At 62.6% G+C, this 21,685-nt stretch carries 16 protein-coding genes; 4 read left to right on the top strand and 12 right to left on the bottom strand.

Annotation, left to right across the window (positions count from 1 at the left end):
- Positions 1–32 precede the first annotated feature (32 nt).
- The 7 genes from ACE04I_RS17335 to ACE04I_RS17305 form a co-directional block, all read right to left on the bottom strand.
- On the bottom strand, positions 33–1,598 hold the full coding sequence (locus ACE04I_RS17335; protein ID WP_487207380.1) for an ABC transporter substrate-binding protein: 1,566 nt from the start codon (positions 1,596–1,598) through the stop codon (positions 33–35).
- A 46-nt stretch (positions 1,599–1,644) separates the two neighbouring features.
- Entirely contained in the window at positions 1,645–2,418 is a 774-nt protein-coding gene (locus tag ACE04I_RS17330; RefSeq protein WP_245282172.1) for a DeoR/GlpR family DNA-binding transcription regulator, read from the bottom strand.
- A 488-nt stretch (positions 2,419–2,906) separates the two neighbouring features.
- Positions 2,907–4,388: a cyclic nucleotide-binding domain-containing protein gene (locus tag ACE04I_RS17325; RefSeq protein ID WP_046796905.1), complete on the bottom strand. Its 1,482-nt coding sequence runs from the start codon at positions 4,386–4,388 to the stop codon at positions 2,907–2,909.
- Between the two features lie 39 nt (positions 4,389–4,427).
- Positions 4,428–6,551, bottom strand: coding sequence for an adenylate/guanylate cyclase domain-containing protein (locus ACE04I_RS17320; protein ID WP_487207379.1), 2,124 nt, complete (start codon positions 6,549–6,551; stop codon positions 4,428–4,430).
- A 330-nt stretch (positions 6,552–6,881) separates the two neighbouring features.
- Positions 6,882–8,312 (bottom strand): endo-1,3-1,4-beta-glycanase EglC, encoded by a 1,431-nt coding sequence (gene eglC / locus ACE04I_RS17315; RefSeq protein WP_487207378.1) that lies wholly within the window; start codon positions 8,310–8,312, stop codon positions 6,882–6,884.
- A gap of 77 nt (positions 8,313–8,389) precedes the next feature.
- Positions 8,390–9,685 carry an HlyD family type I secretion periplasmic adaptor subunit gene (locus ACE04I_RS17310; protein ID WP_046796908.1) on the bottom strand — a complete coding sequence of 432 codons (1,296 nt, stop codon included), beginning with the start codon at positions 9,683–9,685 and terminating at the stop codon, positions 8,390–8,392.
- Entirely contained in the window at positions 9,682–11,391 is a 1,710-nt protein-coding gene (locus ACE04I_RS17305; protein ID WP_487207410.1) for a type I secretion system permease/ATPase, read from the bottom strand. The genes ACE04I_RS17310 and ACE04I_RS17305 overlap by 4 nt, the downstream gene beginning before the upstream one ends.
- Positions 11,392–11,971: 580 nt before the next feature.
- On the opposite strand from ACE04I_RS17305, the gene ACE04I_RS17300 reads away from it, so the two are divergent.
- Positions 11,972–12,748 carry a phosphodiester glycosidase family protein gene (locus ACE04I_RS17300; RefSeq protein ID WP_487207409.1) on the top strand — a complete coding sequence of 259 codons (777 nt, stop codon included), beginning with the start codon at positions 11,972–11,974 and terminating at the stop codon, positions 12,746–12,748.
- Between the two features lie 16 nt (positions 12,749–12,764).
- On the opposite strand, the gene ACE04I_RS17295 is transcribed toward ACE04I_RS17300, so the two are convergent.
- The 3 genes from ACE04I_RS17295 to ACE04I_RS17285 all read right to left on the bottom strand — a co-directional run bounded on the left by ACE04I_RS17295 (position 12,765) and on the right by ACE04I_RS17285 (position 17,148).
- Positions 12,765–13,835 carry a siderophore-interacting protein gene (locus ACE04I_RS17295; protein ID WP_046796911.1) on the bottom strand — a complete coding sequence of 357 codons (1,071 nt, stop codon included), beginning with the start codon at positions 13,833–13,835 and terminating at the stop codon, positions 12,765–12,767.
- Between the two features lie 32 nt (positions 13,836–13,867).
- A complete protein-coding gene (locus ACE04I_RS17290) occupies positions 13,868–14,962 on the bottom strand; it encodes an ABC transporter substrate-binding protein (RefSeq protein ID WP_487207377.1) in 1,095 nt (364 codons plus the stop codon).
- A gap of 74 nt (positions 14,963–15,036) precedes the next feature.
- Complete coding sequence (locus ACE04I_RS17285; protein WP_487207376.1) at positions 15,037–17,148, bottom strand: TonB-dependent siderophore receptor; 2,112 nt, start codon at positions 17,146–17,148, stop codon at positions 15,037–15,039.
- 348 nt (positions 17,149–17,496) lie between these two features.
- Here ACE04I_RS17285 and ACE04I_RS17280 point away from each other — a divergent pair, with 348 nt between their 5' ends.
- Entirely contained in the window at positions 17,497–18,537 is a 1,041-nt protein-coding gene (locus ACE04I_RS17280) for a helix-turn-helix transcriptional regulator (RefSeq protein ID WP_487207375.1), read from the top strand.
- Positions 18,538–18,553: 16 nt separating this feature from the next.
- On the opposite strand, the gene ACE04I_RS17275 is transcribed toward ACE04I_RS17280, so the two are convergent.
- Together ACE04I_RS17275 and ACE04I_RS17270 are read right to left on the bottom strand one after the other, a co-directional pair.
- Positions 18,554–18,772, bottom strand: coding sequence for a hypothetical protein (locus tag ACE04I_RS17275; protein WP_046796914.1), 219 nt, complete (start codon positions 18,770–18,772; stop codon positions 18,554–18,556).
- Positions 18,769–19,563, bottom strand: coding sequence for a DUF899 domain-containing protein (locus tag ACE04I_RS17270; RefSeq protein WP_487207374.1), 795 nt, complete (start codon positions 19,561–19,563; stop codon positions 18,769–18,771). Before ACE04I_RS17270 ends, ACE04I_RS17275 begins: the two co-directional genes overlap by 4 nt.
- A 119-nt stretch (positions 19,564–19,682) precedes the next feature.
- On the opposite strand from ACE04I_RS17270, the gene ACE04I_RS17265 reads away from it, so the two are divergent.
- Positions 19,683–20,903 carry a helix-turn-helix domain-containing protein gene (locus ACE04I_RS17265; RefSeq protein WP_487207373.1) on the top strand — a complete coding sequence of 407 codons (1,221 nt, stop codon included), beginning with the start codon at positions 19,683–19,685 and terminating at the stop codon, positions 20,901–20,903.
- A gap of 35 nt (positions 20,904–20,938) precedes the next feature.
- Positions 20,939–21,580, top strand: a complete 642-nt coding sequence (locus tag ACE04I_RS17260; RefSeq protein ID WP_487207372.1) for a Vgb family protein — start codon at positions 20,939–20,941, stop codon at positions 21,578–21,580.
- Positions 21,581–21,685 lie beyond the last annotated feature (105 nt).

The following is a 21,685-nucleotide window of genomic DNA, read 5'->3' as shown; positions in this document are numbered from 1 at the left end:
CAAATGCCCCCCCCCGATGCACTGGATTGTTGTTACGAGAAGCTGAGGTTGTTGCGGAATTCCATCATCTCGAAGCTGATCGGCTTCCATTTGACGTCCTTGCGTGCGGCATAGACGTCGAACGGCTGGTAGAGAATGACGGCAGGTGCCTCCTCCTCGAAGAGGTCACGTAGGCGGTTGAAGGCATCAAAACGCTCCTTGCCGTCAGGCAGTTGGGCCACCTTCACGCAAAGCTCGTTGAATTCCGCCGGCGCTTCCCAACCCCAGCGCTTCTGGACGCCACGGCCGGGACCGAATTCGGACACCATGGTCGTGTATGCGTCGGTCAGCGACATGCCGTTCGACCAGTTGCGTATCATGACGTCGTCGTCCTTCGGGCTTGCACCCGGAGCGTAGATTTTCGGCTCGACGGTCACGCCGATTTTCTTCCACATCTCGATCATCATCATCAACGCGGGGATTGCGTTGGCGTAGTAGTTGCCCATCGTGTGATAGGTGATCGGCATTCCGTCGTAGCCGCTTTCCTTGACTAGGCGCTTGGCTTCCTCGACATTGTACTCCATCGCACGGCGATTAGGATCGAAGGTCTTGCCCATGTGCGGGAAGTTCATGCCATTGGGGATGGACGCCTTGTTCTTCCACAGGGATTCGACCATCAGCGGACGGTTGACGGCGAGTGCCAGTGCGCGGCGAAGGGTCTTCGACTTGAACATCGGCTTGTTCATGTTGAAGGTGAACATGTGGAAGTTCTCGATCAGCGTGCCCCGGGTTTCGATGTCCGAATAGCCGTCGATCAGCGCCATGTCGTCGGGCGTCAGGGTGGTGATGATGTCGTATTCGCCGCTGATCAGCCCGGCAACGCGGGTGGCGGGCTCGGCCACCACCTGATAGGTGATCTTCGAAGCGGTCGGCTTCTCGCCCCAATAGGCATCGTTCGCTTCGAGGACCACACGGTCATTGGCGACGAATTCGAGGAACTTGTAAGGACCTGTGCCGACAGGCTTGTTGCCGAAGGCGGCCGCGCCGAGGCTCTTGTAATACTCCTTCGGGACGATGCGGCCGAGCCAGGAGGCAAGAAACCGTTCGATCAGATAGGACGGTGTCTTCGTGCGCAGCACGACCGTATGCTTGTCCTCGACGACGGGCTCGTCCCAATCCGGCGAAAAGTTGCGCCCGTTCGGGATTGTCTTGATCGCCTCGTCGCCCCACAGGCGCTCGGACGAAAAGGTATAGGCGACATCGTCAGCGGTCAGTTCGACGCCGTCATGGAACTTGACGTTCCGGCGCAGCTTGAAACGCACCGATCTGTCGTCGATGCGCTCCCAGCTCTCGGCAAGCTGCGGCACGAGTTCGATGCCGTTGCCCGTCGCGCCATTGCCGAACCAGTCGCGGGTGATCAGCGTGTCGAAGATCTGGTTGACGATGCGGGGGCCGACATTGCTAATGGCATTGATCGGCTCAAGGGAGGCGGGCACCCCGTTCACGCCGATTCTCAATTCGCGCCGGTCTTGCGCGAAGGCGAACTTCAGGCCGGTCGTCGATGCCAGCGCCGCGACGCCTGCACCGATGATGAACTTTCTGCGGTTGGTCTTGAGCATCTAATATCTCCTGCGTGGCAAGATGCTGTTGATCGAAGGGGATGAATCAGTCCGCTATGACGAACTTCTTGCGCAGCTTCTCGGGGGCTGCGTCGATGATCGACTTGGCACCGCGATCGGTGACGATGGCGCCCACGTCTTCGATCTTCGCGACCACGGACATGCTGGATTTCGTGAATTTCGAATGGTCGGCGACGACGATAACCCGCCGAGACACCTCCATCATGGCCCGGGCTATGCTCGCGTTCATGGGCTCGACGGTGCATACCAGTCCGCGATCGACATCGATCGACGCTGCATTGAGTATCAGCTTGTCGACATTGAACTGACGGATGAACTGCTCGGCCAGCGGCCCGCGGAAGGATCGGTTTGTTCCGGTATATTCCCCTCCGACCGAGTAGATGCTACGCCCCTCTTCACGCGTCAGTTCGGCAACGATATCGAGACCGTTCGAAATAATTGTAAGGTTCTTGCGTCCGCCCAGTTTCCTCGCGACTTCCAACGCCGTAGTGCCGGCGTCGAGGATCACCGTGTCGCCGTCGACAATCATCCCCGAGACGACGGCGGCGATGGCGGCCTTCTCTTCCTGGTTCAAAACGGAACGGGCCGCGTTTGTCTTGTCCTGCGCGACCTGATTGACACTCACAGCGCCGCCATGGGTGCGACGGAGCAACCCAGCACCCTCAAGATCGCCGAGATCACGGCGGATCGTTGCCACCGACACGTCAAACCGCTCAATCAGCGTGCGCAAATCGAGAAAATTACGTTCACGCAACAGCTCGACGATCTTTGCCTGACGATCCTCTGCCTGGGTCAGCAATGGCCCGCTCCCTGCAACTGAATGACGTATATCGCTCATACACGAGCGATATCTATCGGCCATCAATGACAAGGATGTGACGTATTTGGGCAAATCTGCCCTTTGAAAATAAATGTTTCCGGCAAAACCAACCCAGCCAGGCGCCTGGTTGAGCGAAATCGATCATGACGCACTCGATCTTGGCGGGGGCCTACATGTCGCGCGCGGGCGCACTACGTCGTTACGGCTACGAAGGTAGCGTAGGATTATCGCGAGGGTAGGATTTGAACCTGCTGACAAAGCGTCGCCTGACCATTGGCTGCAGCGTGTGAGCTCGAGACAGTGGGGGTTTCTGATGGGTCACGACAACGTTGCTTTGACGAAGCGCAGCGCGATACCTCGACAGCCGTAGAATTCAAAATCGTCGCAGACATCGAGTTTGGTTCCACAAGCTCGATGTCCGTTGCGCAACTGATAGCATCAGTGACAACAAGTCGAGCGTGCTACCCTTAAGACGCCTTCGCCCTGGTCTTTCTTGCGTTGGCGTGCATGGGGCCATCATCGTCGGATGGTGGGTTTTTCAAGGCCTCGATCATGGCCGCATGGCTGTCGATGATCGCATCGACATCGGAGCCGAGCTTGTGGTTGCGGTCGAGCAGGCGCTGCATGGCTTCCGCGGGAATGGAGACGACCGTGCTCGGCTCATCCGCGGTAAGGCTAACCGGGCTTCGCGAATTGCGTAGAGCTTCCCGGATGGCGAAGATCTGTCCCGGCAGGAGACGGCCGATGCTGCGCTGGCCGGCCGGCAAGGCGACCGACATCGAAAGCGCGCCCTCCAGCACGATATGAAAGAGCGTTGCCGGCGTGTTCTGCTCCTGCAGCGTCTCGCCTGCGGAATAGCGCTCGATACGGGATTCTTCCGCCAGCTCTTCAAGCCCGGTGACGGGGCCGCGAAAGGCACCGCTACTGACGATGAGCCGCAGGCGCTCCTCGGCTGTATTCCCCCAGTCGACCGGCGTTTCCATCACGGCGACTGCGCCGCCGCTGCCCGTGCGCATGATCGAAATCCCATGCCGGGGCAGAACATGCCACATGCGGTCGATGAGGGCACTGCGAGCGCTGCCGATCTTGCCGGGCGCATCCACCATGACCCCGACCGAATAGCGGATTCCGCCGGCGGTCCATTCCTCGATCTGGCAAAATGCGCTGTCGGGACCGGTACTTTCGGGCACGCGCCTCGCCACGTCCAACAATGCGGAGACCACCTGCTGCGGCCGGTGGCTGGATGGGATCATGATCGAAATCTGCGAGGGGAAGGGACTGCCGTTGCGTACGATCTTAAGTGCGCTGCCAGCAAGCTCCGATGTCGGCACCACGACCTGCTGCCCGTCCGCATCGAGCGTCACGGCGCGCCAGTCCACCTGGGAGACACGCGCGAAGCCATCGTCGCGCTGCAGCCAGTCGCCGATTGCGAAGTTGCGGCCCGAAAGCACGATGAGCCCGTTGGCAAGCCCGCCGATCACATTCTGGAGCGCAAGGCCGAGCACCACCGATCCGACACCGAGAGCCCCGAAGAGGGTGGCGAGATCAACATCCCAGACGAACGAGACGATGAAGGTTCCGCCAACGATCGCGATGGCGACCGCCGCCAGTTCGTAGAAGAGCTTCGGCGCTTGGCTCTCCGTCCGGCCGCGGAGTGCGAGCAGCAATATCTGGCCGAGCAGCAGGACGGCATAAAGCACGAAAATGCCGACGGCGGTATCGATCAGCCGGATCGCGAACCCGTCGGAGGGAAAGGAGGAAAGTTTGTGGATCAGGATCCACAGGGCCACTGCCGGCAGGACCCAGTTCTGGATGACCCGGAGCGGCCGGCCGAATTCCGATGCCTCGGCCCGCCGCTCGATCTCGGAAATGACAAGCGTCAGGAGAGGGTAGCCGACAACAACAACGCCAGCCCAGGCTAGAATGTCGAACCAGGAACCCTCGCTCATCGCCTTCTCCTCCTCTCAATCTCGGCGTCTTTCCTCGCCTCAAGCATTAACGGCGACCGCTTGCCTGGCGCCCGCCAGGCGCTGCCAGGTGTCAATCTTGTCCGAACCGCTCATCACGATCTGGCTTTTTTCCTGGAACCCGCCGCCTTCCGGCAGATGCTCGATGACCGTCTTCGTCACCCGGACCGTATTCGGGTCCGCGTCGAAGACGATGCGGCGGGCCCTCAGCACGGTGACACCCCACATGCTGTAGATCGTTCGCTGGCGGCCGACGAGACCGACCTCAACATCGCCGAAGGTGACGCCTGCCTTGATCGCCAGCGGAATGTTCCAGCTCCGCGCATGACGCGCGACGATGTCAGCGACGGTATCGACAAAGGCGAGGATGCGATTCGCCCCGTCCAGGCGGGGCGTTGAGAGACCGCAGGCGGCGACATAGGTCTCGCCGAATGTGTGGATCTTCTCCACATTGGCGGCGGCAGCCGCCTCGTCGAGATCGCCGATGAGCTCGTTGATCAGCTTCAGCGTATCCTCGGATTTCTCGGTGACGAGGGTGTTGATGCCGTCGATATTGATGACGGCGACGGCGACGTTCCTGACGGTTTCGGCCGCGGCCTGCTCGCCCTCCTTCATCCTTTCGGCGGCGATCTCCGGGAAAACGTTGCGCAGCAACGCCTCGTATTCTCCGGTCTTCTGGGCGATCTTCGCGCTGCGGGCGGTGATTTCGTCGGCCATGGTGTTGAAGGCTCGGCCAAGCTCGCTGAACTCGTCGCTGCCGGAAACCTCTATGCGCGTCGTCTCGTCTCCCGCGGCAAGCCGGTTAACCCCGCCGAGAACCTCCCGGATCGGCCGGGTAAAGGCGCCGGCGGCGAAAAGCGAGACAAGGGTTAGGACCGCCGCAGCTCCTGCGGCGACCTGCGCTAGGCGCTTGCGGAAATCGCCCACCGGCGCCAGCGCCTCGTCCGCGTCCTTCTTGGCGACGATGCCCCAATCCATGCCCATGGCATTGACCGGCGACCACGAGGCGAGTGCTTGAACGCCCCGGTAATCGGAAATGATTGCCGTGCCGGAACGTCCCTCCAGCGTCTCCTCGGCCGCGACGCTCTTGACCGGCTGGTTCAGGATGGGCGAATTGAAGCGGCGGATGCGTTCGATCGCCTCTTCGCCGACTCCCATCTCCTGAAGACTGGCGTAATAGGCATCGGGGCTTTCCCTCTGGAAGCGCGACGCGCTGCGCATGGTGCGCTGCGGCCCGACCAGATAGACCTCCCCCGTTCGGCCAAGTCCGACATCCGCCCAGCCTCCGTCGAAAGTCATCACCTCGTCGATCTTGTCGATAGCGACCTCGGCGGCCAGCACGCCATAGAGCTGCCCGTCCCGCGCGATCGGCGTCGCCACGAAGGCGGCGGGCGCGAGATAGCTCGGCAGATAGGCGCTGAAATCCTCGAGTGCCGCGGAGCCTTCCGCCGCGCCTTTCCTGAGGGCGGCTGCCACGGCCCGGCCAAGTCCCGATTGCGCCAGCGGCCCGTTGAAGACGTTTCCGCCGAGATCGATGCCCTTGTAGACGGAATAGACGACATTTCCGGTCGTCGCATCGATCAGAAAGAGATCGCCAAGCCCTCCGGCCTCGGCGGTCTTTCGGAAGAAGGTATGATAGCGCGCATGCGCTATGTCGTAGTGGTTTGCCGAAGGGCCCGAAAGCAGGTCCACCTTCTCGTCGGCCGGGCGTTCGTTGCGGGCGATATAGTCGTTCTGAAGCCGCAAGCCCGCGGGATCGCTCGGCATGTAGGAGAGAACGTCAGGCTCCGCGGTCGTCAGCCCCTTCACCCTGGCCAGCACTTCGTTCTCGTAGAAGGCGGTCAGTTCCGGCAGCGGTTCCTTCTCTCCGCCGAGAACGCGATAGCTGCTGCCGAGCACGACCATCGCGTCGGCCGTCACCGGCGCCTGGGCGAGCGTCAGAAAGTTCAGCTCCGTCTGCGAGAAGTAGCGCTCGATCTCCGCCTTCTTGCTTTCCTTCAGCGTCGTGAGCTGGTCGAAGATCGCCTGCCGAAGGGAGGTGGAACCGCTGCGGTCCGCCACGAGACCGGTTGCGGCGATCAAGGCGATGCCACTCAGAAGCAGCAGGGCCAGAAGTTTCGATCGTATGGAGAGTTGGCGCAGCATATGAGACTTCCTGATAGAAAATCGACTGAGTGCCGAACGCGTCCGGCGGCAATCAACGCAGCGTCCATCAACCGATGGAAGAATCGATCTCGAGCAATCGCGGCCGGCCACGAAAAGGTGGCGGGTAAGAAAAATAACTCCGTCAGGTGTATTGATGATGCCATGAAAGGCAGAATTATCAACAGGCTAAATCTTGTAATGGGCGGCAGCCTTCCGGAAGCACACTGCCCGGAAATTTTCGGATGCCGTCGCCGACCGCAACGACAGGTGGAACGGCCGCCCGCAATTCGGCCGCCGCCCACTCTTCGATCTTGCTCTTGTCCGGGCTCCTCAGATGTCCCAATCTGACGAAGCCACGGAACCGCTCGCGACCGGCGCATCCTCCAGCGAATATGCCCTTATATAGTCGACCTTGAGCTCGGCCCCATCCTGCAGGGCCGCACCCGGAGTGCCGGCCGTGCCGCCGACCGCAAGGTTCACCAGCATGTACATGGGATCGTGCATGTCCGCCGGCGTATCGGCGCGTGCGATCGCCACATCGTCGAAATACCAGACGATCTGATCCTCATCCCAGAGCACGCCGTATGTATGGAAACCATCCGTGCTCGGAACCTTGACGGCGCTCGTCTCGCTGGTGCGCGAACCGGTCTCCTGCGTATGAACGGTCACGTGCACCGTATTCGGGTCCTGGCCCCGCATCTCGACCACATCGAGTTCGGGCGGCCATGAACCGTCCGCGGGCAGGAGCCAGAAGGCCGGCCAGGTGCCCTGATCGGTCGGCATGTCGGCCCGGATTTCGAAGTAACCGTAGGTCTGGGCGAAGGAGGAATAGGTATTGAGCAGGCCGGAGGTATAGTCGTAACCGTTCACTTCCTCGCTGATCGCGTCCGGCGTCGGCGCTGCCGTGATCGTCAACACGCCGTCGCCGACCGAGAACGGATTGACCGACGAGGTCCCCGCATAGGAGGGGTTGATGTACCACTGCAGCTCGCCGTTCTCGGTCAGCGTGCCGCCGTGTTCGGGAGCCCACCAGAATTTCGCATCCCAGGTGCCCTGGTCTCCGTTTCGCAGCGACAAGCTGTCGAATTCATCGGCAAATGTCTGCGTGAATCCGGAGCGGTCGAGCGTCAGCTGGAACTGATCGGCACTGAGGTCGGCGGCCGTCGTGTCGGCGAGAACGAGGCTCTCCCCATCACCCAATGCTATCCGGAGATTGGCGCCCTCCTGGGTGGAGCTGCCGACGATCTGCTCCAGCGACGAAAACGCATAGCCGTTCAGGCGGATCGTATCGTCGCTGCCGAAATCGGTGATGAGATCGCTGCCATTGCCACGCGTGAATATGAAGGTATCGGCACCACCGCCGCCGGTCAGCACGTCGTTTCCGCCGCCGCCGTCGATCGTCTGGCTTCCCGAGCCGCCGGAAATGATGTTGTCGATTTCGTTGCCGAAGGCGTAGCGGCCATCGCCAGTGACCCTCAGGTTCTCGAAGTTTTCGGGAAGCGTGTAGCTCATCCAGGTGTCGATGGTATCGACGCCGGCGCCGGGGGCTTCGACCGCGCGGTTGATGTTCGAATAGAGATAATAGATATCGTCGCCCGTACCGCCATACATGGTCACGTTCACGGAGGCGTCGCCCCAGATCGAGTCATTGCCCGCCGTGCCGTAAAGCTCCGGCCCGGAGCCTCTGGCGGAGAACCAGGCGCCTGACGCACCGCTATAGAAAAGCGTGTCGCCGACGGCATTCTGTATCGTTTGGGGCATTGTCTACTCCTTTGGTGATCGTCAATTTTCGAAGACGCCCGTGCCTGCAACTTCTCCGGCACGGGCGGCGTTTGCGGCTATTCCTCCCTGAATGCGCGGGCCATCTGGTCCGCGAAAGGTTTCGCCAGATAGGCGAGAACCGTATGCTCGCTGGTGCGGATGAAGGCCTCCACCGGCATGCCGGCGGCGGGCATCAGCTTGCCGAGCCGCGACCACTCCGCCGATGGCACATGGACCCGGATGCTGTAGTAATTTTCGCCGGTACGCTCGTCCTTGGTCAGATCCGCCGCCACGCTCATGACCTGACCCGTCAGTGCCGGCGTGGTGGGCTGATTGAAGGCGGAGAAGCGCAGCTCGACATCCTGGCCGACGCTCACCTGATCCCTGTCGCGCGGCGAAAGCCTGAGTTCCGGGGTCAGCGCATCGCGGTCGGGCACGATCCGCATGACGGGCTCTCCGGGCGTGACGACGGCACCGGCGGCATGAACGGCAAGCTGATGAACGATCCCCGCCTGCGGCGACCGGATATCGGTCTGTCTCAACTGGTCCTCGGCCGCGACCAGCCGCTCCGAATATTCCCCGGTTTCGGCTTGGGCCCGGCGAAGCTCGTCCGACACCTCGCTGCGGTGATCGTCGCCGATCTGGATGATCTGCAGTTCGGTTTCGGCGATCTTTCCCTTGATCTCAGCCGACGAGGCCACGAGGCTGCCGAGTTCGCCTTCGAGGTCCGCCGCCTCGCGTTCGAGCGCATAGACCCTGGTGCCGGGAATGACGCCCTGTTCCGCCAACGGCCGCAGGCTGGAAAGCTCCTTTTCGATAATGGCGATCGCCTTGCGCTTTCCCTGCTGCTGCGCCGTTAGCCCCTCGGCCTGCATGCCAAGCTGGCGTATGCGTTCGTCGAGCTGTGCCTCGCGCCCTTTCCGGGAGGAACGGCGATCGGCAAAGAGCTTGCGCTCTTCCTCCATCACGCTCGCGTCGGCCCCGGCCGGGGGGGCAGGGAAAGCGATCGCTTCCCTGCCGTCGCGCTCGGCGGTCAGCCGCGCGATGCGGGCCGAAAGCTCAAAGAGCCGTCTCGACACGATGGCGAAATTCGCGCGCATCTGCGTATCGTCGAGGCGAATGAGCACCTCTCCCGCATCGACGCGGTCGCCGTTCTTGACGAAAAGCGCGGCAACCGTCCCGCCGCGCTGATGCTGGACCGGCTTCGGATAGCTATCGACCACGAGGGTTCCCGCCGCGATCACCGCCCCGCTGAGATTGATCGTGGCGGCGAGCCCTCCGAGGACGCCGACCAGCAGGATGATGCCGGCGAGAGCCAGCATCGTCAGGCGGCGGATGGCGCGTTCGGCCAGTGGGGCGCGCACGTTCATCATTCAGCCGCCTCCGCGCCGGCGCGAAGCAACCGGACTGCCGTGCCAGCGGCCTGCGCCGGCGTCGGTTTCAGCACCTTGTCCTTCGGACCGAAGGCCTGCACCTGGCCGCCGGCGAGAACCAGAACCTTGTCGACGGCCGCAAGGGCGCTCGGACGATGCGCGATCACCAATGCTATAGCACCGCGCGCCTTTATGCCGGAAACCGCCCGGGCAAGTGCCGCATCGCCTTCCGCGTCGAGATTGGCGTTCGGCTCGTCGAGAACGACAAGAAAGGGATCGCCATAGAGCGCGCGGGCAAGCGCGATCCGCTGTCTCTGGCCTGCCGAGAGCGCCGCCCCCTGCTCGCCGATCTCCGTATCGAAGCCATCCGGAAACCGGACGATCATCTCGTAGACGCCGGCCCGGCGCGCCGCCTCGATGACCCCTTTCGACGAGGCATCCGGATCGAACCGCGCGATGTTCTCGGCAATCGATCCCTGGAAGAGCGAAGCCTCCTGCGGCAGGTAGCCGATATGCCGGCCGAGCTCCGCTTCGTCCCATTGCATCAGGCAGGCTCGATCGAGCCGGACATTTCCGCCAAGCGGCTGCCACAGCCCGACGATCGCGCGTGCGAGCGATGATTTTCCCGATGCGCTCGGACCGATGATGCCGATCGCCTCCCCTGCCCTCGCTTCAAATGAAACGTTCCGGATGATCGGCGCCTTCGATCCAGGAGCGGCCAGATGCAGGTTTTCGACCGAGACCAGTTCCTTCGGCCTGGAGAGCGCGACTTCCGGCCCTTTGACCGCCATCGCCGCGTCGAGCGTAAGGAGCCGCAGCCAGCTCTGCCGCGCGGCCACGAATCCGCGCCAGTGACCTATGGCAAGTTCCAGCGGCGCAAGCGCCCGGCTCGCCAGGATGGAGCTGGCGATCATGATGCCGCCCGACGCCTCCTGGCGGATGACGAGGATTGCCCCCACCGCCAGCACCGCCGATTGCAGCATCATGCGGACGACCCGTGAGAAGGTCGAAAGCGAGCCGGTGATATTCGTCGCGCGCAGGTGATTGGCGAGAAAGCGATCGTTGATCCGCGCCCAGCGGGCAGCGAGCCGATGGCCGAAACCCATGGCTGCCGCGGCGTCGCTATTGCGTTTGGCGGCCTCCGCGAAGGCCAAACGCTCGGCTGCAAATTTCGCAGCCTCCCGCGCCGATTTGCGCGACGTCACATCCGCCAGGATCGCGAGAGCGATGAGGAGCAGGGCCCCCGCCAGCGCGGTGACGCCGATCCATAGGTGGAAAAGAAAACACAGGAAGAGATAAAACGGTATCCACGGCAGGTCGAACAGGGCGGCCGGCCCCGGCCCGGACAGGAAGCCGCGCACGTCGTCCATATCCCGTATCGGCTGCAGCCCCGTTGGAGCGAGGCGAGCCCGCGAGGGAGCCGACGTAAGCGAGCGAAACACGGTCTTGCCAAGCCGTTCGTCGACCGACAACCCGACCTGGGCAAGGAGCCTCAGACGGATGAGTTCCAGCACGCCCAGGAATGCGAAGAGCGTCGCCGCGATGATGATCAGTCCGGCAAGAGTGGGCAGGCTGCGGCCTGGAATGACGCGGTCATAGACCTGCAGCATGAAGAACGAGCCCGTCAGGGCCAGTATGTTGATGATGGAACTCGTCAACCCTATCCCGAGAAGCGCCGAGCGCAATGAAGACAGGATGGTGAGCATGGAGGCACGGGGCGGATTTGAATCTATTCCCGGCAATTGGCCCTCGCTACTGCTTGGTCGAAGGAACCGGATCACCAGCCGCGGCGGCGATCAAAGGCCCTGTTTCATCCTCAACCCTGCCGGCGGCAGAAGGGAGAGGCTCGGGAGGCGCAAACGCGATCAATGATGAAACAAATCCGATGGGAGGCCAACCGCCCCATGTCCCAAACTGACCGCCAATCAGAACTATTGCGCTGCAGCATGAACAATATGTCACAGCTTTAAGGCATTATGTTTCGATTTGGGACATCGCTCCGGGATGCCGACACGGAGATTGCGACCCCACCATCGCCGCCTGGACCAGAATGGACGCATTTGCCGTTTACTATAATTTTTACGACCTAATTAACCTTTCGGTAGTGAATTGCCTCCGGGGGCAACGGAGATACAGCCATGCCATATGGAGCGATATTCATTGCAGCTCTCGCCGCCTGCATCCTCACCATCGCAGCGGTCAACGACGACGAGCCGATCGAACAGAAGCCTCGTGATCCGGGAGTTGCCCAGTACCCGAATCCCTGAGTACCCCCCTGAGGCACCGATGAATTATCGCAAACCCGGCGCGCTCAGCTTCGCCATGATGCTGATGGCCTTGATGATGTCCGAGCCGGCGGCCGGTGCCCAGCCCTGCCGGGAAGAAGCCTTCGAGACGGCGAAATACGTCGTCTGCACGCTGGATCCCGCAAAAGCCGACCTGCGATTGTTCTGGAAGAATGGCGATGGCAAGCCGTACCGCCGTTTTTCAAGCCTGTCCGATGCGCTGCGCGCCGAAGGACGGGCGCTGACGTTCGCGGTGAACGCCGGAATGTATCTGCCCGATTTTTCGCCCATGGGGCTTTATGTCGAGAACGGCCGGGAGCTGCGGCCCTCCGATATATCGGACTTTCGGGGCTCGGCCGGCCCGGTACCCAATTTCTACAAGAAGCCGAACGGCGTGTTCTTTCTTGACGACACAAGCGCCGGCCTGCTCCCGACCGAGGAGTTCTTGAAGCGCCGGCCCAAGGTGCGGTTCGCAACCCAGTCCGGCCCCATGCTCGTCATCCGCAACAAGCTACACCCGGCCTTTATCGTCGGATCGCAAGACAGAACCCGCCGGAGCGGCGTCGGGGTCTGCGGCTCAGGCGCCGTCCGTTTCGCGATCAGCGAGGACAGGGTGAATTTCCATGATTTCGCGCGACTCTTCCGCGACCATTTGAAATGCCCCAACGCGTTGTTTCTCGATGGCGGACGCGGTGTTGGGATTTACAATCCCGCCATGGGCCGCAACGACTACTCCTGGCATGGCGGCTATGGCCCGATCTTCGGGCTTGTCGAATAAGGCGGGAACGGCAGCGCTAATCCCCTTCGACGCCCCGGCGCCAATACGACACGACCAGATGCTCATGCTTTTGCAGGCCGCGCTCGCTGCGGACATGTTTGCGGATGGCGCGAAAGTCGTCGAACTCGCATCCGGCCCAGACATAGACCCTCTCCTCCCCGGAAGGAAACGCGGCGCCTTCCATGGCCGGTAGCAACAGATTTGCCGTACCCGCCGGGGCTCCTCCACGGAACAGCCAGGTCACCTTGAGCCCGACCGGGTGGCGGAGCGGCTGGACTTCCGCTTCGTCCGCAACCTCGATGAAGGCTAGTCCCGTCGCCTCATCGGAAAGAGCCTCCAGCATCCGGGCGATTGCCGGCAAGGCGGTTTCGTCGCCAACGAAGAGATACCAGTCGGCATCGGCCAGCCCGCCGCCGCCCGGACCGGCGATCCCGATCCGGTCGCCGGGCTTTGCGCTTTGCGCCAGGCTCGATCCGGGACCCGCATCCGAGTGGATGACGAAATCCAGATCCATCGTACCGGCCGCCACGTCCACCGACCGCACCGTGTATTTGCGGAACTCCGGACGCTTCGCCGGATCGGACCATTGGATAAGCCCATCCGAGCCGACCGTCGGCCATTGCGGTTCTTGCACATCCGGGCGCTGGACGAGAATGTTGAGATGCAGCGCATCCAGCGGCAGGAAACGTTCCACCCGCTCTCCAAGAAGTGTCAGCCGGCGCATGTGAGGCGTGACATCCCGCACCGTTTTGACTTCCATGATCTCAAAATTCGGTGGACGGGAAATCTCATCGCCTGCTCCTTGCCAGGCAATGTGTGGAGACTGGCCCTCGGCAAACTCGATGATGTGGGAGGCGACCGCCAGCCGGGTGAAATAGATGCCTTCCATGTCGGTCGCCTCGACATCGACCCGAATGGCCTTCCCGTCAGGAACGAAGCGGGCGCTGGAGGTCTTGAAGCGCAGCAGATGCGTGTCCCCCTCCTCCTCCAGCTCGGCGCTGTGTTCGGTCATGTGCTGACAGACCGCCGCGATCACGGTCTTCGGATCGGCAAGCTCGATGCGAGCCTGAGAAAAGAAACCTGCCACGTGCTTCTCCGTTACTTTTGCGTCCGCGCCTCTCAGGGCGTGTGGGGCGTCGGCTCGATGCCGACACAGAACGTCCCTTCCAGCGGGACGGCCAGAAAGCGGCGGTTGATCTCGGCGATCGTCCTTTCCGGATCGACATCCGCCATCGCCTCGGGATGCGTCCACTTGGCGAAGCATTCGAAGACGATGAGGTTGAGCGCCGAGATGGCGAGCTGGTGCGACACGGCGAAAGCGCGGCCCTCCCGCACTGCCGAAAGATTTTCGAGCAGGTTCCTGCTCGTGACCGCTTCAAGCGAACGGCGCGCCGTCTCTTCGTCGATGCCGCCGCCGAGAGCCAGTCCGCCCTGTGCGCCGAGATGGGGGCTGCCCGTGCCGATATAGATGTCCGGATCGGCGCCCACCACGAATTCCGGGCTGAGCTGACTGTCATAGCCGGAGGCAACGTCCGCGCCGATACTGTGTCCGCCCGCAAGCTCGAGATAATGGGAGATGCGGTTGTCCGAGCCGGGCGTGTAGCAACAGAGCGTGCCTGCGTGAACGTCGATCAGCACTTTCGGCCGTTCGCCGATGCCGGCCAGGTGCTCGGCGACCTGCCGGTATTTTGCCCGCACGAAGGCGGCGAATTCGCGTGCCTGATCTTCCCTTCCGATCGCCTGGCCCAGAAGCTCGATGGAGAAGGCAGTCGCCTCCGCGGGGTCGCGTTTCGTGGTCTGCGGACTGTCGAGGAAAATCACCGAAACACCAGCGCGCTCGAGCTGCCCGGCAATCTCCTCCCATTCCGGCTGCCAGAGACTGACGACGAAGAGATCGGGCCTTACCCCAAGGATTGCTTCGGCCGGGGCATTCGACGGAACGACGCTACCGACCTCCGGAATGGCATCGATTCCCGGAAACTTTTCCCGGAACGCCCGGTAGACGCCGCCGTCGATGCGCTGCGGCCTTGCCCATCCGGCGATCCTGGCGACGGGATCGGGATCGATGAGCGCCAGATAATAAAGCAGCAGGCTTTCGTTGGTAACGATCCGGCGGGCCGGCGATGCGAGACGGACCTCGCGTCCGACCGCATCCTTCAACAGGATTTCGGCGCGTGCGGGCTCCATCCAGGAGAGCGCCGCAATCACAGCCATCGCGAGCACGCCCATCGAAGGCAGCAGAGCCCACAGCCTGCGGGCCCATCGCGAAACTATCGGGGCCGACTGCGTCACCATGTGTATTTCAGGCTCGCGGTAATGGTCCGGCCAGCGCCGTAGTTGCAGCTTCCGCCCGTCAGGTTGAGGCAATGGGAGACATATTTCTCATCGAAGAGATTGCTGACGTTCAACTGAACCCTTGTGCCCTTGAAGGATGGATCGAGTGCGCCGAGATCGTATGCGGCGCCGATGTCGACCAGGGTGCGCGAGGGGATGCGCAGATCGTCCAGATAGGTGACGTCGGTCTGATAGGAAGACATGTAGCGGACGCCTGCGCTGAGCGACAAGCCCTCGATCGCAGCCGGCCGATAATTGATCCAGAGGCTTGCCTGGTGCTCGGGCAGGCGCAGGACCTCGTTGCCGACGGCGGCGGCATTGGTTGAGCGCAGGACCTCGGAGTCCGAATAGGCATAGGCGGCCAGAAGGTCGAGTTCGGGGGTCAGTTCATACTTGCCTTCGATCTCGATGCCGCGGATGCGCTGCTTGCCGTCCTGGGCATAGGCGACCGGGTTCGCCGGCCGCGGTCCGATCGGCGTCAGGGCATTCTCATGGTCCAGGTTGAAGAGCGAAAGCGTGACCATGCTGCGGCCTTCCGGCGGCTCATACTTGACGCCAATCTCGAACTGTTCCGCCGTTTGCGCCTTGAAGGGATCGCCGGAGGCATCCGTGCCCATCAGCGGCAGGAAGGCGGTGGAATAGCTCGCATAGGGAGCAAACCCGTTGTCGAAGAGATAGGTGAGACCGGCCCGCCAGGTGACGGCATTGTCCTCGGTCGCGACGGTACGGCCGCTGATCCGGTTTTCCGAACTGATATCCGACATGTCGTAGCGAAGACCGAACGTGCCGAGCCAACCGCCGTAGCGGATCTGATCCTGCAGATAGAAACCGAGCTGGTCCTGCGTCTGCAATCCGGAGGCGGTAACCGGGGCTCTCGGATAGTGGAAGCCGTATTGCGGATCGTTGTAGTCGATGCCGGGAACGATGGTACCCATGCCGGTATTGCCGAAATTGGTGCTGGAGAGGCCATGCACGTAATCGACGCCGAAAAGCACGGTGTGGTCGACCGCACCCGTATCGAACCTGGCTTCGAGCTGTGTGTCGACCGCAAAGGTCGACGTCCAGTCGTCGGAGATCGCCGTGACGCGGCTCAGATCGCTCGAAGGCCTGCCGGCAAAGGCGAAGGCCGGGTTGACCAGCACCAGGTCCATGTTCTGGTCGGACCGGCCGTAACGAAGGTTCTGCCGCACGGTCCACGTCTCGTCGAAGGAATGCTCGAACGCGTAGCCGAGATGGAAGTAATCGCGGCGGAAGCCTCCCCAGTCCGGATCGCCCAGGAAGACGTCGCGCGGTATCTGACCGGAAGGATTTGGCAGCAGCGTGCCGTAGGCGGGATAGAAGCGCGGATTGAAGACGGGATCGTCGTGCTGATAGTAGCCGTAGAGCGTCAGCGACGTGTCGTCGCTCGGGGACCAGGTGAGGCTCGGAGCGATCATGAGCTGCCTGTCGCGCTCGTGATCGATCTGCGTCTGCATGTTTCTGGCCTGTCCGAGAAGACGATAGCTCCAGTCGCTGTCCTCGGTGATCGGGCCGGTAAAGTCGAAGGACCCCTGCACGCCCCCGAAGCCGGACGTGCCGACCGTCACCTCGCGATAAGGTGTCGGCTGCGGACGCTTGCTCACCTGGTTGACGAGCCCGCCCGGAATCGTGCGGCCGTAAAGCACCGAGGCCGGCCCCTTGATCACCTCGACCCGCTCAAGCGAATGGAGATTGATGCTGGGCGTCGCATAGTTGAGGGGGTCGCCGGCGACCGGCAGGCCGTCCAGCCACATGGTGCCATAGGCATTGAACCCCCGGACATAGAGCCAGTCGTAACGAAGGTCGTAGCCGTTCGGATCCGGATGGACGCCGGGCGTGTAGCGCAGGGCTTCGGCCACCGTGTTGACGCCCTGCTCCTCCATCTGGTCCCGCGTGACGACGCTCACCGCCTGGGGCGTTTCGAGGATAGACATATCGGTTTTGGAGGCGCTCCTGCTGCGCTTGGCGACGATCCCCCGATCAGGGCCGGATGCGCCCTCGCCTTCGACGACGATCGTCTGGAGAACGGTTTCACCACTTACGGCCACCCCCGGCTCCTGCGCTTCGGCCGTAAAAGGCGTCATTGCGCATAGCAGCGTGCTCCCGAGAAGTGCCGCCCGCAGGCGATCCCTCGCCCGCGATCCTCCCGCCGCTCCGGAAGAATGCCGTTGCCCCTGAACGCGCCCGTTTCCCACGATCTGCCACCCCGATCCATGCCAATGATAACTTGACCTGCTTCTTCAAGTTAAATACCTACTAGGGCATGATAGGGCGCGGGAAAACGTCCGGACCTTTGCGCAACAACAAGAAACTTTTGTTGGACATCGAAACAAACGAATAATTCACCGGAACGCGGGCCGATGCCGTAATGACATCGGCCGGTGGAGTGTTGGGCCATGAACGACAAGCTGGCGCACGGCAGGACCGATTTGCGGGCGGAGCGCGATCGCACGCGGCGCTTCCGGGTCTGCGACTTCCTGCGGAAGGACGGCGTCGCCATCGCCAGTCCCGACGATCGACTCCTGCCGGACGACACGCTGGTGGAAGGGGACTTTCTGCATGTCGAGCTTCGGCCGGGATTGTTCCTGCATTTCAGCGACGTGACCGAGGAGCGGCCGTTCACGGCCACGTCCGTGCTGCCCGAGGGCTTCTCCTGCATCTTCTTCATGGATGGAATGGTCGATCTGACGCTTGGCGACCGCGGCTTCCACTTCGCCGGACATAGAAAGAACGCGATGACCGGAACGGCCATCATGAGTGCGCGGTCGGAACGCTTTCAGCGCTCCTCCAGGCGTCGCCAACATCTGCGCCATGTCGTGGTGTCGGCCTCGCCGGAATGGCTGGATTTCGACGGATTGACGAAGTTCGGCAGCCCCGCCCAGGGAAAGCGGCTCCTGAACGATCACCTGAGCGAGCATCAATGGGTGCTGACGCCTAGAACAGTCGAACTGGTGCGGCAGATCCTTGAGCCGAGCCCGCTGGCGCCTCAGCTCCACAATCTCTTTCTGGAAGGCCGTGCGGTGGAGATCGTGGCGGAGAGCCTGGCCGCCACCCTGCGGACGGAACCCGGACTCGACCGATCGGCGCTTCTGACGCGTCAGGACCGCATTAAGCTACAGCGTGCCGCCGATCTTATTCGGGAGAGCCTCGACGCACCGCTCAGCGTCGACATGATCGCGCGCGGAGCGGGCGTCAGCGCCAGCGGCCTGCAAAGGCTCTTCCGGGTATCGGAGGGCGTGAGCGTCTTCGAATATGTGCGCCAACAGCGGCTGGAACGCGCCTATGCGCTTCTGAAATCGAATGAGGTGACGGTACAGGAAGCCAGCGGCATTGCCGGCTATTCCAACCCCGCGAATTTCGCGACCGCGTTCCGGCGCCGCTTCGGGCTGACCCCGCGCGAGGTCGCCCGTCCGGCCGTCACGACCGGGCGCAATTGAGCCGCGAGGCTTCCTTTCAGAACGAGCCGCGACGCTCGCGGATCAGCTTCACCCATGGGTTCGCATGGAAAACGCCCATCAGCACATACATCGTGGCCATTCCACTCAGCGGCGACAACTGGGCATCCGAGCAGAGCATTTCCGCAGAGTGGCCGCCGACCACACCCGTCAGCAGAGCCATGACGGCAAAGGTCGGCGAGGCTGCCAGCGGCAGCCAGTCTGCCCCGCGGATCATGTTTTCATGCTCCCCTCCTGGTTCCGGAACGCGGCCTCTCCTGCATCCGACACCTCGACCCATTTCTCGTCGGGTGCGGCATCCGCGACATAGCTGTCGTGCCAGTTCCACCACTTGTAGGTCGGGGTTTGGGGATAGCCCTCCGGCGAATCCTCCCACACTTCCTGCCGGCCGAGCGGCGTGATGTCGAGATAGTTCCAGGTGCTCCCCATCTGCTCGTCGCCGCGATTGTTGATGAAATAGGTGCGGAACACGCGCTCGCCGTCGCGGTAGAAAACGTTCGTGCCGTGCCACTCGTCCACTCCGAAATCCGCATCGAAACTGTCGGTGATGGTAAACCACGGAATGTTCCACCCCATGCGCGATTTCAGCCGTCTGATGTCCTCCTGCGGTGCGCGCGAGACGAAAACCAGAGTGGTGTCGCGGGCATTCAGATGGGCCGGATGGGCAACCTGGTCGGCCACCATGGAGCAGCCCCTGCAGGCATGTTCGGGCCAGCCGAACACCCCAGGCTCGAAGAAGGCCCGGTAGACGATCAATTGACGCCGGCCGTCGAACAGGTCGAGCAGGCTGGCCTTGCCCGCCAGCCCCTCGAAGGCATATGCCTTCTCCACGGCCATCCACGGCATCCGCCGCCGCTCGGCAGCCAGGGCGTCGCGGGCGCGGGTCTGGGCCTTTTCTTTAACGAGGAGTTGCTGACGGGCCGCCTCCCACTCCTGCGGCGATACGACCGGTGGTGTCTGCATGGCCGGCTGTCCGCCTTCCCGTCCGTTCCCGACTGATGTAATCATGATATCGATACCTCCTGATTTCGCGAATTCCCGCTCAGCGATGCTGATCTCTGTCTGTGGTGGGATGATTCTGGCATCGGAAATCGAATGGCGGGAGTAACAAGTGTGACGGGATTGCGATGGACTCGCTGATCACGGCCGCGGCACATTCTCTCGCTGCGGGCGATCCTCTCTCCGCTTTGAAGAGGATTGCCTTGCGTAACGACGCACCCGCGCTTGCGCTGCGCGGCATCGCGATGGCGCAACTTGGGGATCTTGTTCGGGCAAAGGACCTTCTCAAGCGCGCTGCACGGGCGTTCGGCCCGAAGGATGCAGTCGCCCGCGCACGGTGCGTGGTCGCGGAAGCCGAAATCGCCCTTGTGTCGCGAGACCTCGCATGGCCCGTCAAGGCGCTCGACGCGGCGCGAGGGGTGCTCGAACGGCGCGGCGATCGGGCCAATGCCGCGCATGCGGGGTGCCTTATGGCGCGTCGGCTGCTGCTGATCGGCCGCCTGGACGAGGCCGTGCGATTGCTCGCCGATATCGATCCCGCGCCGCTCACGCCAGCCTTGAGAGCGAGTTACGAACTCGCCGCAGCGGGGATCGCCATCCGGCGTCTGCAAACGGAGATGGCACGCACCGCGCTCGCCAGGGCCGAGCACGAGGCGCGGATTGCCGGCATCCCCGGCTTGATCGCGGAGGTGGAGAGCCTCTCCCTGTTGATGACCGAACCGGCCGCACGTTTCATCGCACGCGGAGAGGAACGTCATCTTCTGTTGGAGGAGGTCGAAGCATTGCTGGCTTCCGGGGCGTTCGTCGTAGACGCCTGCCGCAATCTTGTAAGAAACAAGGGTACGGTCGTCTCGCTTGCGACCCGCCCGGTTTTGTTTGCTCTTGCGCGAGCACTCGCCGAAGGCTGGCCTGGCGACGTGAGCAGGGATTTACTCGTCAAGCGCGCCTTCCGGGCAAAGCAGGCCGATGAATCGCACCGCGCTCGGCTTCGAGTGGAAATTGGACGGCTGCGGGCGGAACTTAGGACCCTTGCGGAAGTGACCGCCACGGATCGGGGTTTTGCCTTATCCCCGAGCCACGCCGGCGAGGTCGTCGTGCTGGTGCCGAACGCGGAAGAGCAGAATGCGGCGGTTCTCGCCCTGCTCGCCGACGGCGAAGCCTGGTCGAGCTCGGCTCTGGCGATCGCACTTGGTATCAGTGCCCGCAGCGTACAGCGGGCGCTCGAACAGCTTTGGAGGGCAGGCAAGGTGCAGTCGTTCGGACGGGGACGCGCGCGCCGCTGGATGACCCCGCCCATTCCCGGTTTCCCGACAACACTGTTACTCCCCGCTCCGCTGCACAGCGGCTAAAGTCGCGGCAGTTTCATGATCCACGGGGTATCAAGATGAAAAGTTCCAGCGCCGAAATCCTCCGGGAATATGGTCCCTTTCCCGATATCGCCGAGGTGCATGGCCTCACCTTCGATGGCCGTCTCGTCTGGTTCGCGTCCGGTGACAGGCTGAACGCTCTCGACCCGGCCAGCGGAAGCGTCGTGCGCTCCATCGATGTCGCCGCGCATGCGGGGACGGCCTTCGACGGCCGGCACCTGTTTCAGATCGCCGAGGATCGCATCCAGAAGATCGACCCTCAAACCGGCACTGTCCTTTCCAGCATCCCGGCACCCGGAGGCGGTGGTGACTCCGGCCTTGCCTGGGCGGAGGGGACGCTGTGGGTCGGAGAATACCGCAACAGCAAGATTCACCAGGTCGATCCCGAAACGGGCGCTGTCTTGCGCACCATCCAGTCCAATCGCTTCGTCACGGGCGTGAGCTGGGTGGACGGTGAACTTTGGCACGCCACATGGGATGGTGATGGAAGCGATGTCCGGCGGATCGATCCGCAGTCGGGCAGGGTCCTGGAGAAGCTCGATATGCCGCCGGATGCGGGCGTGTCAGGACTTGAGTCCGATGGCGGCGACCAGTTCTTCTGCGGCGGGGGAAGCAGCGGAACGGTGAGAGCCATTCGGCGCCCACACCGGACGGAGTAGCCGGAATTGAGCCAGCCCGGAATGAATAGACATGGCCGGGCTTCCACTTGCATTGGCGGCATTTCTCGCGATGACGAAACGAAAAGCGGGGGGGGACATTGTGCG

The organism is Rhizobium moroccans (genome assembly GCF_057559155.1).
Note: the sequence above shows the minus strand (reverse complement) of the source record. Positions and strands in the feature narration are given on the sequence as shown.

Excerpts from the sequence above, each read along its gene's own strand:
- ACE04I_RS17310 (WP_046796908.1), bottom strand. The coding sequence starts at position 9,685 with ATGATGAACGTGCGCGCCCCACTGGCCGAACGCGCCATCCGCCGCCTG.
- ACE04I_RS17280 (WP_487207375.1), top strand. The coding sequence starts at position 17,497 with ATGAACGACAAGCTGGCGCACGGCAGGACCGATTTGCGGGCGGAGCGC.
- ACE04I_RS17325 (WP_046796905.1), bottom strand. The coding sequence starts at position 4,388 with ATGAGCGAGGGTTCCTGGTTCGACATTCTAGCCTGGGCTGGCGTTGTT.
- ACE04I_RS17290 (WP_487207377.1), bottom strand. The coding sequence starts at position 14,962 with ATGGCTGTGATTGCGGCGCTCTCCTGGATGGAGCCCGCACGCGCCGAA.
- ACE04I_RS17320 (WP_487207379.1), bottom strand. The coding sequence starts at position 6,551 with ATGCTGCGCCAACTCTCCATACGATCGAAACTTCTGGCCCTGCTGCTT.
- ACE04I_RS17260 (WP_487207372.1), top strand. The coding sequence starts at position 20,939 with ATGAAAAGTTCCAGCGCCGAAATCCTCCGGGAATATGGTCCCTTTCCC.
- ACE04I_RS17300 (WP_487207409.1), top strand. The coding sequence starts at position 11,972 with ATGAATTATCGCAAACCCGGCGCGCTCAGCTTCGCCATGATGCTGATG.
- ACE04I_RS17335 (WP_487207380.1), bottom strand. The coding sequence starts at position 1,598 with ATGCTCAAGACCAACCGCAGAAAGTTCATCATCGGTGCAGGCGTCGCG.
- ACE04I_RS17265 (WP_487207373.1), top strand. The coding sequence starts at position 19,683 with ATGGACTCGCTGATCACGGCCGCGGCACATTCTCTCGCTGCGGGCGAT.
- ACE04I_RS17305 (WP_487207410.1), bottom strand. The coding sequence starts at position 11,391 with ATGCTCACCATCCTGTCTTCATTGCGCTCGGCGCTTCTCGGGATAGGG.
- eglC (WP_487207378.1), bottom strand. The coding sequence starts at position 8,312 with ATGCCCCAAACGATACAGAATGCCGTCGGCGACACGCTTTTCTATAGC.
- ACE04I_RS17275 (WP_046796914.1), bottom strand. The coding sequence starts at position 18,772 with ATGATCCGCGGGGCAGACTGGCTGCCGCTGGCAGCCTCGCCGACCTTT.
- ACE04I_RS17270 (WP_487207374.1), bottom strand. The coding sequence starts at position 19,563 with ATGATTACATCAGTCGGGAACGGACGGGAAGGCGGACAGCCGGCCATG.